Source organism: Corynebacterium sp. UD i78, assembly GCF_056280545.1.
This window is the reverse complement of sequence record NZ_JBWCED010000001.1, coordinates 1644985-1658707: the sequence shown is the minus strand read 5'-3', so window position 1 is coordinate 1658707 and position 13723 is coordinate 1644985. Positions and strand designations below refer to the sequence as shown.

Sequence of the window (13723 nt, the reverse complement as noted above, 5' to 3'; positions counted from 1 at the left end):
GCGGGTTATGGTGGATCGTTGTGTCACTGCCGCGTTCGGTCGCGGTGTGCCCACACTCCAAACCCGACCCAGGCACGACCTACGGTACGGACGGATCACCGTCCGCCTGCGGGACCGACCTGGTGCCCGACCCTGAGGGATTGAGAATGAAGAGCGATATCCACCCCGACTACCACCCGGTGGTCTTCAAGGACGCCAGCACTGGCCACCAGTTCCTGACGCGTTCCACCGTCTCCTCCGACCGTACGGTCGAGTGGGAGGACGGAAACGAGTACCCGCTGATCGTCGTTGACGTCACCAGCGAGTCCCACCCGTTCTGGACCGGCGCGCAGCGTGTCATGGACACCGCCGGCCGCGTCGAGAAGTTCCAGCGCCGGTTCGGTTCCCGCGTCCGTCCGTCCAAGAAGAACGCGTAGAGGAGGGTAGAGAACAATGGCAGTTCCGAAGCGCCGCATGTCCCGTGCGAACACCCACTCGCGTCGTTCGCAGTGGAAGTCCGACAACACCGCCCTGCAGACCGTCAAGGTCCAGGGGCGTGAGGTCCAGATCCCGCGCCGCCTGGTCAAGGCAGCCCAGCTGGGCCTGGTCGAACTCGACTAGCAGTATCCCGGTCACGTCGCTTCCCGTTTCTCCGGGAGGCGGCTTTTCCGTATCCGAATGGTCCTGATTCCTTTCAGGGGGAATGATAGTCAAACAACTGCCGGTCCCTTTCTGACCGGCCAGCGGACAGCTTCCTGTCGGTTCGCTGAAAAGATGTCACAGGGGGAGGCTATGGGGTAGCGCATGGTGCACAATGGAGCCTATGAAAATTCTTGTAGTCGATGATGATCGGTCCGTGCGTGACACGCTCCGCCAGTCGCTCACGTTCAACGGATACGATGTCGTCCAGGCCACCGACGGTGAAGAGGCACAGACCCTCATCCGTAAGGAGAACCCGGACCTCGTCATCATGGACGGCATTCTCCCCAAGGTCGACGGCCTTGAGATCCTCCGGTCCCTGCGTGGCAGCGGCAGTGAGGTCCTCGTCCTCATGCTCTCCCAGAAGTCCGATGTCGCCGACCGGGTCGCCGGCCTGGACGCCGGGGCCGACGACTACCTCGCCAAGCCTTTCGCCCTCGAGGAGCTGCTCGCCCGGGTACGGTCCCTCTACCGGCGTTCCCGACGTACGGCCGCTGCGGTGGCCAAGGACTCGAAGCCGCTGAGCTTCCTCGATCTCACCCTGAACCCCGAGACCCGGGAAGTCACCCGTGGTGAGCGACGGATCAGCCTGACCCGCACCGAGTTCGCGCTGCTGGAGCTGCTGCTGCGCAACGCCCGCAAGGTCCTGTCCCGCAACACCATCCTCGAGGAGGTCTGGGGTTACGACTTCCCGACCTCCGGCAACGCCCTCGAGGTCTACATCGGCTATCTCCGGCGCAAGACGGAGGCCGAGGGGGAGGACCGTCTCATCCATACCGTGCGCGGTGTGGGCTATGCACTGCGGGAGAACACTCCCTGATCCACTGAGACGCTGCTGGAATGCTCCGGTGGCTTGCTCAGGGGCGGTGGGGCAGGGGACAGTGGGGGCAGTCATTCTAGTTGGGGAACTGGGGGTGGCTTCACGGCCAATTCCAAGGTTGCCTGGAGAACTGTCGCAGTCTCCGGGGCCAGTATGGTCTACACAGAAGCGTCACAGGCAGTAATCACGATGAATGGAGATGTCCGATGGCGGACAACGGCAGCGCAGGCAACGGTAACAGCACCGGGAGAACCGGAGGATCAGACGACAACCGTTACCCGGCCCAGTGGGGTCAGGGTGGTCAGGAACAGCAGCGCCCCCCGTACCCCGGTCAGACCTATCCCGGTCAGTCGTACCCGGGTCAGTTCGGCCACGCCGAGTACGCCGCCGGGTCCACGGGCCACCCCGGCTACCCGGGCTATCCTGCGGGCCAGGGGTCGGCCGATGCAGCCGGGCAGGACGCCACCTCCGTTCAACCGGAGGTCCCCGGGAACGAGACCACTCCACCGAAGTCCCCCCGCCGTTTCTCTACGCCTGTCGTCGCCGGCATGGTGGTCGCCGTGGCTGTCGCCGCCAGTGCACTGACCGGCGTCATCATGAACAACACCGGCTCCGGCGGATCGTCGGACGGCACCACATTCTCGACCCAGGTCGTCGGCGACCGTGAGCAGACCTCCTCCACCCCCGAGGACGGCACCATCGAAGGTGTCGCCGAGAAGGTGCTGCCCAGTGTCGTCTCCATCCAGGTCACCAGCGGCCAGAGCGGTGCCGAGGGCTCCGGTTCGATCATCAGTTCCGACGGCATGATCCTCACCAACAACCACGTTGTCGCAGATGCTGAGGGGCGCGGCGCGCAGATGACCGTGACCACCAACGACGGAAAGCAGTACGAGGCGGAGGTCGTCGCGACAGACCCGCAGACCGACATCGCCGTTATCCAGGCGAAGGACGCCTCCGACCTCACCCCGATCACCATCGGTGACCCGGATTCCCTCCAGGTCGGTCAGTCGGTCGTCGCCGTCGGTTCGCCGTTGGGACTGTCCTCGACCGTCACCACCGGCATCGTCTCCGCCAAGGACCGTCCGGTCCAGGCCGGCGGTGAGTCCGGCGGTGAGGCCTCGCTCATCGACGCCATCCAGACGGACGCCGCGATCAACCCCGGTAACTCCGGTGGTGCGCTGGTCAACCTCAACGGTGAGCTCGTCGGCATCCCGTCGGTCATCGCCACGCTCGGCGGCACCGGGGAAGAGTCCGGCTCCATCGGTCTGGGCTTCGCGATCCCCGCCGACCAGGCCATGGACACCGCCAAGCAGCTCATCGACACCGGCAGTGCCACCCACCCGGTGATCGGTGCACAGGTCGACACCCGCGAAACCACCGGCGGCGGTGCGGTCATCGCCGAGGTCACCGGGGGCGGTCCGGCGGAGGAGGCAGGTCTGAAGTCCGGCGATGTCGTGACCAAGGTCGATGACCGTCTGGTCGACAACGGGGTCAGTCTCATCGCCGCGATCCGCTCGCACAACGTGGGCGACGAGGTCACTCTCACCGTCACCGACGGCAACGGCGGGAACGAACATGAGATCAAGGTCACGCTTTCCGCATCCGAATAGTATGGTCATGTAGAACAGAGCTCGCCACGCGAACACCACAATTCCGAGGGTCGGGAGGACCACCGAAATGACTGAAGGAACCACCACCGGAGCCAGAGTCGACGGACTGCTGCGCGTCCGGGGAGTGGAGGATCTCGACGCTGACGAACAGGCCTCCTACGACCGGTTGGATGCCGAGGTCACCGAACCCGATGACTCCGTCTTCCTCAGTCTCGACGAGCAGGAGGACCGTCGCGACAGTAAGGCGGCGAGGCACTCCCTGCTCCATGCGCTCGTCGTCCTCGTCGCCGACCGGGTCACCCCGGGCGACCAGTCCGGCGAACTGGTCGCCGAACTCCTCTCCGAGGAGGATTTCATGGTGGATGCCGTACTGACCGTGGACTGTTCTCGGGACAGTGTCCGCCAGGCCCTGGAGACCGCCGTCGTCGGCGGCGCGGATCTCGTCATCACCGTCGGCGGTACCGGCGTCGGTCCTCGTGACCTCACCCCGGAGGCCACCCGCGATGTCCTCGACCGTCGGATCCCGGGCCTGTCCGAGGCCCTGCGGTCTTCGGCGATGGCCTGCAATGCGATGGACGGCGGACTGTCCCGCGGTGTCGCGGGTGTGTCCGGCTCGACGGTCGTGGTGAACCTGGCGTCCTCCCGTGCGGCGATCCGCGACGGTATGGCCACGCTGTGCCCGCTGGCGCGCTACATCGTCGGTGAGTTGAACCAGGCGTGACGGGGGAGCCGGGCGTGCGCGGCCGACGGCGGCGCCGGGGCGTCGGCGTCCTGGGCAAGACCCACGACGCTGACGGCGCGTCACCGTCCCCGGTACAGAGGAAACCCCGGCCGCCGCGGGATGCGGTGACCGGGGGACAGGGGGAGGGATTCAGCGAGAACTTCTGGCGGGAGCAGCGTCCACCGCACTGGTGAGCCCCTCCGGGGCCGCTCACTGCAGGAATGCTATCCCGCGGAGTGGCGTCCGGTCTCCGGTTCGGTGCCCTCGGGGATGTCGTTGGACGGGGTGGAGACACCGCTCTGTGCGGCCATCAGGTCGCGGATCTCGATGAGCAGGTCGGTCTCGGTGGCGGTGGCCGCCTCCTCGGAGTCCTGGCCCTTCTTCTTCGCCGCTGCTTCGGCCATCTTGTTGATCGGCATGACGATGATGAAGTAGACCACCGCGGCGATGATGAGGAAGTTGATCACGGCCGAGAGAATCGCGCCGAGGTCGATGGTGGTCGACGCGTCGCCGGACTTGATCCGCCAGGCGAGGCCCTCGACGTCGCCGCCACCGCCGAAGACGTTGATGATCGGCTGGATCAGGTTGTCGGTCAGCGCGGTGACGATCGCCGTGAACGCGGCACCGATGATGACACCGGTGGCGAGTTCGATGACGTTGCCCCGCATGATGAAGTCTTTGAAGCCCTTGAGCATTGTGGGTTCTCCTCGGGAGGTGTTGTTAGGGGTCAGGGACGGACACTACCGTCTGCGATGTCGGTCCGGAAGGTTCCGGAGTCGGTCACCACCACGTCCACCGTGATGTCGAACGCCGTCGCGGGGACGGCGACGCCGAATTCCTCATGGTCCACGACAGCTATCAGTCTGTCATGGTTTTCACCTGTTGACATGGATGCTGCAAAGGTGCGGTCGTAGAAGCCACCGCCCTGGCCCAATCGTGCTCCGTCATTCCCCACGGCCAGCGCGGGAATGATGACGGTGTGTACCCGGGCGAGAAGGTCACCGGTGTTCACCGGCGTGTCTCCCTCGGCCGGTACCGGTTCCCGGATCCCGAAGGCTCCGGAGCGGGTGTGCTTTACGCCACGCCATTTCACCCACCGGAGTGAGGCACCGGGACCGGCCACCACCGGCAGCCAGACTTCGCGACCTGTGGAGGCGAGTGACTCGGGGAGGTCGCTGCCGCCGGGTTCGCCGGGCAGTGGGTCATAGGCGGCGACGGCCCGGGGCGGCCCCGGCCTGTCGCGGCGGTCCAGTTCGGCGGTCAGATGGTCGAGGACGGCTCCGTCCCGCGCGTCGCGGTCGGGGAGCCGGTGCGTCCGGTCCAGTCGTATCCGGGCCCGCAGTGCGTTCTTGGCGCCCGCCGCGTCGTCTACCGCGTCGTCCGCAGTATCGGCCGAAGTATCCATACCCCCGGAGACTAGTCCGCCCATCCCACCCCCCCCGGAAAGGAAGGGCAGGGGTGGTGTGCGGGGGACGGGACACAGAATTTCTGCGGACACGTGGTTGAATCGGGGGTATGTCGGCGCGCTCACCACACCCGGACCGGTAACGGCCGGTACTCTTCTCCCCATGACTGCTGATAACTCTCTCCATGACGGGGGCCTGCGCACTGTTGTGGTGCCGGCCGCAGGCCTGGGAACACGTTTCCTGCCGGCGACCAAGACGGTCCCCAAAGAACTGCTTCCGGTCGTCGACACGCCCGGTATCGAACTCATCGCCAGGGAGGCGGCCCAGGCGGGTGCCTCCCGTCTCGCGGTGGTGACGGCCCCCCGCAAGCAGGGGATCATGGCCTATTTCGACCAGGACGAACTGCTCGAGTCGACGCTGGAGTCCCGTGGCAAGACCACGCAGCTGGAGAAGGTCCAGGCAGTGAACACCCTGGTGGACGCCGTCGCTGTCAACCAGGACCGGCCACTGGGCCTCGGTCATGCCGTGGGCTGTGCCGAGACCGCCCTGGATGATGACGAGGACTGCTTCGCCGTTCTGCTGCCGGACGACCTCGTGCTGCCGTTCGGCGTCCTCAACGAGATGCTGGAGGTGCGCCGCCAGTTCGGCGGGACCGTGCTCTGTGGCTTCGAGGTCCCCGAGGACGAGGTGTCGAACTACGGTGTCTTCGATCTCGAGGAGACCGAGGAAGGTGCCGGTTCCCAGGTCCGTAAGGTCAGGGGAATGGTCGAGAAGCCGGATACGGAGGACGCCCCCTCAACCGTCGTCGCCGCCGGCCGCTACCTGCTCGACCGCACTATCTTCGACGCGCTGCGTAGAATCGAGCCGGGCAAGGGCGGTGAGTTGCAGCTCACCGATGCCATTGAACTGCTCATCACCGAAGGCCACCCGGTCCATGTCTACATCCACCAGGGCGGACGTCATGATCTCGGTAACCCCGGTGGCTACATCCGGGCCTGTGTCGACTTCGCCCTCAACGACGACACCTACGGCCCGTCCCTGCGTCAGTGGCTCGGCAACCGCCTTTCCGCGGACGCCGTGTCCCATGCCGAGGTGCCCGCCGAGTAGCGGCCCTCTCTAGGATGGTGCAGAAGGTGGACGGACCGTCCGCCGGAACAGTGTCGGCCACAGGAAAGTTCGAGGACCGTGAAGAGCGTTGAGGAGCAGTTGGCGGCGGTGACCGCTGCGGCAGTCACCCCGGAGCCGGTGCGTACCGCCATTTCCGAGGCGCTGGGCCTACGGTGCGCCGAACAGGTCGAGTCGGAGACAAGCCTCCCCGGCTTCAACCAGGCTGCCGTCGACGGTTTCGCCGTGCGCGCGGTGGACATCCGCCAGATCCTCAACGGCGGTTCTGGCGCAGGATCCGGATCGGGTGGCTCCGATGACGCGTCCTCTCCGATGCTTCCGGTGGTCGGCGAAGTCACCGCCGGGTCCCATCGCCCGGTGCGCCTGCAGCCCCGGCAGGCTGTCCGGGTGCAGACCGGTGCTCCGCTACCGACGTTGGCGGACGCCGTGCTGCCGCTGGACTGGGCGTCCCAGGACGGACGCCGCATCGAACCGCTCTACGGGGTCAGCCCCGGACAGTTCGTCCACCGTGCCGGTTCCGATGTCCAGCCCGGTGACGTGGTCGTCGAGGACGGTGCCGTCATCGGTGCTGCCCAGGTCGGGCTGCTTGCCGCGGTCGGCCGCTCGAAGGTGCTCGTGTACCCGCGGCCGCGGGTCTCGGTGCTGTCCTTCGGCCCGGAGCTCGTCGACATCGACCGTGATCCGGCCCTCGGCCAGGTCTTCGACGTCAATTCCTATGCGCTGGCCGCGGCTGGTCGGGAGGCGGGAGCGGACGTCAACCGGGTCGGCGTCCTCAACGGGGAACCGCGTCGGCTGCGCGAGATCATCGAGAGTCAGCTCATCCGGTCGGAGATCCTCGTGATCTCCGGTGGCGTGGGTGGTGCCGCCAGTGACCGGCTGCGGGAGGTTCTCGAGGACCTCGGTGACATGGACATTTCGCGGCTGGCGATGCACCCGGGCTCGGTCCAGGGCTTCGGCACGCTCGGTGCAGACCGCACCCCGACCTTCCTGCTGCCGGGCAACCCCTCGGCGGCGCTGGTCTCCTTCGAGGTCCTGGTCCGCCCGCTGATCCAGATTCTCCGCGGTCGTCGGGAGACGACGCGGCGCACCGTACAGGCACGCACCATCGCCGCGATCGAGTCTGCGCCGGGACGCACCGGCTACCTGCGCGGTCAGCTGATGCGCGACCGCGGAACCCGTGAGTTCCTCGTCGATCCGCTCGGTGCGGTCGGCGGCGGGGAACCGGGTCACCTGCTCGGCAGTCACGGCCAGGCGAACTGTCTGGTCGTCCTGCCGGGGGACCGGACCAGGGTGGAGCCGGGCGAGATCGTCGACGTCATGTTCCTGACGAACCAGTCGTGAGACGACCGTGATCGACAGGCATCCGGGCTGGCCCGCCCGCACCCCCAAGGCGCGCTGCACCGCCGGCCAGGTGCAGCTGCGTCCGCTGCACCGTCGTGACGGAAAGCGCTGGTCGCGGTACCGGGTCGCCGACGAGCACCTGCTGCGTCCGGTCGAGCCGACGGTGCCGGGCGACTGGCACGAGGCGCACGCCCCGCAGATGTGGCGTTCCACGGTGGGTGGGTTGCTCGACATGGCCCGACACGGCGTGGTCCTGCCCTTCGCCATCGAGGTCGACGGTGAGTTCGCCGGCCAGCTCACGCTGGGCAACGTCCAGCACGGTGTGGTGTGCAGCTGCTGGATCGGGTACTGGGTGTACTCCGGCTTCGGCGGTCGAGGAGTGGCGACGGCGGCGGTCGCGCTCGGTACCGACCACGCGATGCGGCAGGTCGGTATGCACCGGGTGGAGGCCACGGTGCTGGAGGACAATGCGGCGTCGCGGAGGGTGTTGGCCCGCACCGGTTACCGCGAAGAGGGCAGACTGCAGCGCAACCTGCACATCAACGGTCAGTGGCGGGACCACCTCCTTGTCGCGCAGACCGTGGAGGAGACCTCCGGCGGTGTCCTCGCCGGATTGCAGGCGTCCGGCGTGCTTCCCGCCCCCTGAGTCACGGGAGACAACACCGGTTACGTATTTTCTCCGGCGCGCCTGATGCCGTGAGAAGCGGAGCACACGTACCCTCGTGGTCACCTAGTCTGATGCCGGGCACGTATCCGGTACAGGCACACTGTCCGTGATCCCGGTGAGAGGAATACGTCCCCCGTGTCCAGCTCCCTCAGTTCCGTCGTCCTCATCGGTGTGGTGTGGCTTCTCATCATCACCACACTGTTCGTCCGCCGTCATTCTCCGGTGCGCCGGACGTCGAAGGCCCTGTCCGAGACCCGGGTGGTGCACGAGGGCGGGACCGGGATCGAGCGGTCCCGACGCCGTCCGCTGCCCGCGGAGAGTCTCTACCGTGCCGATCCCGACGCCGATCTCGAGCTGGTGGAGGCGGAGCCGGAGCAGGTGGTCATCGACGACACCCGTGACGATTCCTACGACGACATCCCGGATGTCGCCCCGCCGCTGCCTGTGCCTTCCGTGATCGAGGGTGACGTGGTCGAGTACCGGACGCAGGACGACGTCGACACCGGTGAGTTCGCACCCGTCAGTGCAGAGGACGCAGAGGACGCAGAGGACGCCGAGGACACCGATGTTGACAGCGCCGTGGACGCCGACTTCCCGGTGAACGGGGACACCACCGGGGACGATGACGCCGTCGCTGAGCTGCCTGTCGTCGAGGTTGAGGCTGAGGTCGAGGCTGAGGCTGAAGAGATGGACGACGTGGAGACCGGGGACGACCGTGAGCCTGTCGCTGACATCGTGCCGGACGAGCCGGTCCGCCGCTTCGCCGTGGTGGACGAGGCCTACATCCGTGGCGGCGACATCGATGTCTCGGTGGGCACCGACGATGAACTGCTGGTCGTCAAGGACACCACGGAGGAGTCCGACGAGGACGCCGCCTACTTTGACGACGAGATCACCGAGGACGACATCGATTACCTGGCGAGCCGCCAGGGCCGCGGTATCTACAACCCCGTGGCGTCCCGACAGCTTGCCGAGCAGCGTCAGTCCCGGCGTCGTCGCGTCCTCATGGTGCTGGTCGTCGTGACCGTCCTGTCCCTCATCGGGGCAGTCGCGCTGTCCGGTTCGCTGTGGATCGTCACCCTGCTGGGTGCGGCGCTGACCGGCATGTACCTCTATTCGCTGCGCAAGCAGACACTCGCGGAGCGGGAACTGCAGCACCGGCGTCTCGCACGGATGCGCCGGGCCCGGCTCGGTGTGCGCAACACCGACGACCGTGAACTGGGCGTCCCCGACCGGTTGCGTCGACCCGGTGCCGTCGTCGTCGAGAGTGACGACGCCGACCCCGAGTTCGCCGCCCTGGAGTACGCCGACGTCACCTTCGCCGGCTACGACGATGTGCCGGACACCGACGACGGCTACTACGACGCCTACGACGACGGCTACGGGCACCCCGGCGACGGGCATCCGACGGTCCGCGTGGTCTGACACAGGCCCCTCTCGGGGTAGGCTGTCATCATCATGAACAACCCTGCGCTCAGAGACGCGGCCCTGTTCCTGCTGCGGCTGGTCCTGGGCGTCATCTTCATCGCCCACGGCTGGGACAAGGCCTTCGGTACCGGTATCGACGCCACCGCCGACCAGTGGGCGGGCCTGAACATCCCGCAGCCCACCCTGTCGGCCTGGGTGGTCTCTGTCGTGGAGATGCTCGGTGGCGCGATGCTGGTGCTCGGGCTGCTGACCCCGGCCGCCGCCGGCGTCCTCGCTCTCGACATGGTCGCGGCCTTCTACTTCGTCCACCTTGACAACGGACTGTTCGTCAGCGACGGTGGCTGGGAGCTCGTCCTGGTCCTCTCTGCCGCCTGTGTGACCCTCATCGTCTTCGGCTCGGGGCGGGCCAGCCTGGACCGGGCCCTGTCCCGGTTCGCCTAGGGGCGCGGGGGTGGAGTGCGAGGAGGCCCGCGCCGCGCTGTCCGCACGGCTCGACGGCGAACCTGAACCGGCGGGCACCGATCCGGATGCGGTGGACGCCCACCTGGCGGCCTGCCCGGACTGCCCCGGGTGGTTCGCCGCGGCGGCGGACCTCAACCGCCGACTGCGGGTGAGCTCAGCCCCGACGGAACAACCGCAACCACGTGACGCCGGGGAGCTGGCCCGCCAGATGGCGGCGCTGGCGGAGACCACCCCGGAACTGTCCCACCGGCTGCGCAGCCGGTCGTTGCCGCTGACCCTGTGCCGGGTGGCGATGGTGGTGCTCGCGGTGCTCTACATCGCCTGGGCGGTGGTCCTGCTGGTCAACTCCACCGGTGTGCCGGACTCCCCGACGGCGTCCGGGGCAGGTGGTGAGGTCGCCAACGCCGGTGACCCGGATCTGGCGCGCCTGTCGGTGGACGCAGCGACGGTGCGCCTGGCCCTGGCGGCCGGGTTGATCTGGGGCGCGTGGCGACCACGTGCCGCACCGGGACTGCTGCCGGTTTTCCTCGCCCTGTGGGGTTTCGGCGCCGGGTTCTCCACCCGTGATCTGGTGCTGGGCTACCTCGATGTTCCGACGGTCGCCGGTCTGCTGCTGCACCTGGCGTCCTGCATGACGGTGGTGGGGGTATGGCTGGCACGACACCACGCGGTCAATCCGCTGCGGGATTCACTGCGCGGACTCGGTGCACGCCCGGTGGCGTACAGCCCGGGGGACGCCGAGCGGAACTCCACCTGGCGGCCCGGCGACGGGGACTGAGCCTGCGGCGACGGCGCAGTCAGGTCCAGCCGGGCAGCCACATCCGCCAGTGCCACTGTTGCTGGGTCAGTGGCAGGCCCGAGTAGACCGGCAGGAAGAACAGGAACATCCACACCGCCAGCACCAGGTAGATCACACCGAAGAGCATGCCGGTACGGGTGAGCCACAACCGCCGCACCGCCGGCCGGAGACCGGGGGAGGTGTCCACCGGGCGGTCGCCGACGATCGACCAGCCGGCGAGCTGTCCCAGTGCCAGGGCGAGGCCGATGATGAGGAACGGGGCGAGGTTCGTCGCGTAGAAGAGGTACATCTGCCGGTCGACGTTGAGCAGCCACGGCAGGAATCCGGCGAGATACCCGACCACCGGCACCAGCCAGGCCATCTCACGACGCCGGACCAGGCACCACAGGCCCCACAGCAGTACCGGCACGGTGAGGAACCAGATCACCGGGGTGCCGGTCAGCAGGACGACGTGTTTGATCCCCGAGCCGTCGGTCTCGCTGTAGTACAGCAGTCCACGGGTGCTGGCGAGCCATTCCCAGGGTTTGGACTCCCACGGGTGGTGGTGGCCGTTGGAGTTGGTCAGTTCCTCGTGGAAGTCGAGGACGGAGACGTGGTAGTAGATGAAGTTGAGCCAGGAGTCCGGCAACCAGTCCAGGCCCCAGGAGCTGATCCGGTCGTTACCGGCCTCGACCTCGTGGCGGAAGACCCCGGTCTCTGAGGCGAACCAGGCACGCCAGCTGAACAGGTACATCACCGCCGGCAGGATGACCATGGACGCGAACGCGGGGACGCAGTCCCGGGCGAAGGTGCCTGCCAGCGGACGCTGGACGCCGAAGCGACGGCGCCGCCACCAGTCGACACCGACGACGGTGAGTCCGAAGAAGGCGATGTAGTACAGTCCCGACCATTTCACGGCCAGCGCGCCACCGAGGGCGAGCCCGGCAGCGAAACGCCACCACCGGTACCCGGCCCGCGGACCCAACGGGTTGTCGGCGATCCGCCCCTCGGCGAAGACCCGCCGGAATGTGGCCTCCATCTGCCCGTGGTCACGGACCAGCAGGTAGGCGGCGAGGATGACGAAGAAAGTCTGGAACTGGTCCAGCATCGCCGAGCGTCCGGTGACGAAGAGGATGCCGTCGCAGAGGGCGAGCAGCCCGGCAGACAGTCCCACCCAGTCGCCGTATCCGGTGGAGGACGCCAGACGCCGCGCGGTCGCCGCGGTGAGCAGGATGACACCGATGCCCAGCAGGGCGACCGAGATCCGCCAACCGAAGGGCGTGTCGCCGAAGACCCACATCCCCAGCGCCTCGAGCTGTTTGGCGAGTGGGGGGTGTACGACCAGGCCGTAGGCGGGATTGTCCTCGATTCCACCGGTCAATCCACCGCGGAGGATCTGCCAGGACTGGGGGACGTAGTGTTTCTCGTCGAAGACCGGCGTCCCCTCGTCGGTGGGGTACCCGAGTTCCGTCAGCCGCGTGACCGCACCGAGCACGGCGAGCACGGCGAGGACCACCGACCACCGGGTCGGCCGGACCCGGGGAGCGGCGACGGAAGGTTTCACAGGGCGCCATCCTAGTAGGAAGCGGACGCAGAACGGCGGAGCACGGGGCGTTAGAGTCGGAGAACATGGAGACCCCCGAGTTCACTGACCCGCTGACCGGCCCGCTGTCCGGCCCGCTGTCCGGCCCGCTGCCTCGCCTGCTGTCCCGCGCCGCCGACGACCGACCCTGCCCCCACGGCGGGATCATTCTCGCGGCCACACCGCTGGGGACGGCACTGGACGCCTCGGTCCGACTGATCGACGCGCTGGGCAGCGCCGACATTATCGCCGCGGAGGACACCCGCCGGACCCGTGCCCTGGCGGACGCCCTCGGCGTGGAGATCACCGGGAAGGTCGTCTCCAACTACGACCACAACGAGTCCGACCGTGCCGCCGGGCTGGTGGAGAGCGCGGCCGGCGGGGCCCGCGTCCTCGTGGTGACGGACGCCGGGATGCCGGCGGTCTCGGACCCGGGATTCCCGCTGGTCCAGGCGGCCCAGGAGGCTGGCGTCCCTCTGACCTGCCTGCCCGGCCCCTCTGCCGTGCCGACCGCTCTGGCCCTGTCCGGGGTGGGGGTGGGACACTTCACCTTCGACGGCTTCGCCCCACGTAAGGACGGCGACCGACGCCGCTGGCTGACGACACTCGTCGACGAGAAGCGGGCCGTCTCCTTCTTCGAGTCCCCGCACCGGCTCGGCCGCACCCTGGACGCGGCAGTGGACGTGCTCGGCCCCGACCGCGAGGCCGCGGTGTGCCGGGAACTCACCAAGACCTATGAACAGGTGCGGCGGGCCCCGCTGGGGGAGTTGGCGCAGTGGGTGGCCGAGGCGACCGCTGCCGCGGAGAAGGGTGAGGGGCCCGGGATCCGCGGTGAGATCACGGTGGTCATCTCCGCCGCACCTGAGACCGGACCCGCGGACCCGGCGGACCTGGTCGGCCTCGTCGAGGAACAGGTGGCGTCCGGTGTCCGGATGAAGGAGGCCTGCAGGACCGTTGCCGAGGCCCACGGCGCGTCCCGGCGGGAACTCTACGAGGCGGTGCTGGCAAGTCGCCGGTGAACCCGGGTCATCGGCGGACGGTGATATCTGGCAGAGTGGACGGTTATGACTGACCCGACAAGAGAAACAGAGACAAGAGAAACAGA

General features: G+C 67.8%; 15 protein-coding genes. 12 read left to right on the top strand and 3 right to left on the bottom strand.

Annotated features, from left to right (window positions below):
• Positions 1 to 146 precede the first annotated feature (146 nt).
• The 5 genes from ACZ9GM_RS07830 (at position 147) to ACZ9GM_RS07810 (ending at position 3829) form a co-directional block, all read left to right on the top strand.
• Positions 147 to 416 carry a type B 50S ribosomal protein L31 gene (locus ACZ9GM_RS07830; protein ID WP_014010582.1) on the top strand — a complete coding sequence of 90 codons (270 nt, stop codon included), beginning with the start codon at positions 147 to 149 and terminating at the stop codon, positions 414 to 416.
• A gap of 16 nt (positions 417 to 432) precedes the next feature.
• A complete protein-coding gene (gene rpmF, locus ACZ9GM_RS07825) occupies positions 433 to 600 on the top strand; it encodes a 50S ribosomal protein L32 (protein ID WP_014010581.1) in 168 nt (55 codons plus the stop codon).
• A 202-nt stretch (positions 601 to 802) separates the two neighbouring features.
• Positions 803 to 1498: a response regulator transcription factor gene (locus ACZ9GM_RS07820; protein WP_291473191.1), complete on the top strand. Its 696-nt coding sequence runs from the start codon at positions 803 to 805 to the stop codon at positions 1496 to 1498.
• A 206-nt stretch (positions 1499 to 1704) separates the two neighbouring features.
• A complete protein-coding gene (locus ACZ9GM_RS07815) occupies positions 1705 to 3108 on the top strand; it encodes a S1C family serine protease (protein ID WP_476037554.1) in 1404 nt (467 codons plus the stop codon).
• 67 nt (positions 3109 to 3175) lie between these two features.
• A complete protein-coding gene (locus tag ACZ9GM_RS07810) occupies positions 3176 to 3829 on the top strand; it encodes a MogA/MoaB family molybdenum cofactor biosynthesis protein (RefSeq protein ID WP_291473300.1) in 654 nt (217 codons plus the stop codon).
• Positions 3830 to 4053: 224 nt separating this feature from the next.
• On the opposite strand, the gene mscL is transcribed toward ACZ9GM_RS07810, so the two are convergent.
• Both mscL and ACZ9GM_RS07800 read right to left on the bottom strand, forming a co-directional pair.
• Entirely contained in the window at positions 4054 to 4524 is a 471-nt protein-coding gene (gene mscL, locus ACZ9GM_RS07805; RefSeq protein WP_291473301.1) for a large-conductance mechanosensitive channel protein MscL, read from the bottom strand.
• Positions 4525 to 4556: 32 nt separating this feature from the next.
• Positions 4557 to 5234 carry a 5-formyltetrahydrofolate cyclo-ligase gene (locus ACZ9GM_RS07800; protein WP_476037553.1) on the bottom strand — a complete coding sequence of 226 codons (678 nt, stop codon included), beginning with the start codon at positions 5232 to 5234 and terminating at the stop codon, positions 4557 to 4559.
• Positions 5235 to 5397: 163 nt separating this feature from the next.
• On the opposite strand from ACZ9GM_RS07800, the gene ACZ9GM_RS07795 reads away from it, so the two are divergent.
• The 6 genes from ACZ9GM_RS07795 to ACZ9GM_RS07770 all read left to right on the top strand — a co-directional run bounded on the left by ACZ9GM_RS07795 (position 5398) and on the right by ACZ9GM_RS07770 (position 11036).
• Positions 5398 to 6342 carry a UTP--glucose-1-phosphate uridylyltransferase gene (locus ACZ9GM_RS07795; protein WP_476037552.1) on the top strand — a complete coding sequence of 315 codons (945 nt, stop codon included), beginning with the start codon at positions 5398 to 5400 and terminating at the stop codon, positions 6340 to 6342.
• A 78-nt stretch (positions 6343 to 6420) separates the two neighbouring features.
• On the top strand, positions 6421 to 7701 hold the full coding sequence (gene glp, locus ACZ9GM_RS07790) for a molybdotransferase-like divisome protein Glp (RefSeq protein WP_476037551.1): 1281 nt from the start codon (positions 6421 to 6423) through the stop codon (positions 7699 to 7701).
• Positions 7702 to 7708: 7 nt separating this feature from the next.
• Complete coding sequence (locus ACZ9GM_RS07785; RefSeq protein WP_476037550.1) at positions 7709 to 8347, top strand: GNAT family N-acetyltransferase; 639 nt, start codon at positions 7709 to 7711, stop codon at positions 8345 to 8347.
• 156 nt (positions 8348 to 8503) lie between these two features.
• Complete coding sequence (gene sepX / locus ACZ9GM_RS07780) at positions 8504 to 9793, top strand: divisome protein SepX/GlpR (protein WP_476037549.1); 1290 nt, start codon at positions 8504 to 8506, stop codon at positions 9791 to 9793.
• A 33-nt stretch (positions 9794 to 9826) separates the two neighbouring features.
• On the top strand, positions 9827 to 10237 hold the full coding sequence (locus tag ACZ9GM_RS07775) for a DoxX family protein (protein WP_291473306.1): 411 nt from the start codon (positions 9827 to 9829) through the stop codon (positions 10235 to 10237).
• 10 nt (positions 10238 to 10247) lie between these two features.
• The gene (locus ACZ9GM_RS07770) at positions 10248 to 11036 is read left to right on the top strand and encodes a zf-HC2 domain-containing protein (RefSeq protein ID WP_291473307.1); all 789 of its coding nucleotides are present in this window, start codon (positions 10248 to 10250) and stop codon (positions 11034 to 11036) included.
• 19 nt (positions 11037 to 11055) lie between these two features.
• On the opposite strand, the gene ACZ9GM_RS07765 is transcribed toward ACZ9GM_RS07770, so the two are convergent.
• Positions 11056 to 12600 carry a dolichyl-phosphate-mannose--protein mannosyltransferase gene (locus tag ACZ9GM_RS07765; RefSeq protein WP_476037548.1) on the bottom strand — a complete coding sequence of 515 codons (1545 nt, stop codon included), beginning with the start codon at positions 12598 to 12600 and terminating at the stop codon, positions 11056 to 11058.
• Between the two features lie 65 nt (positions 12601 to 12665).
• Here ACZ9GM_RS07765 and rsmI point away from each other — a divergent pair, with 65 nt between their 5' ends.
• On the top strand, positions 12666 to 13637 hold the full coding sequence (gene rsmI, locus ACZ9GM_RS07760; RefSeq protein WP_476037547.1) for a 16S rRNA (cytidine(1402)-2'-O)-methyltransferase: 972 nt from the start codon (positions 12666 to 12668) through the stop codon (positions 13635 to 13637).
• The last annotated feature ends 86 nt before the right edge of the window (positions 13638 to 13723 follow it).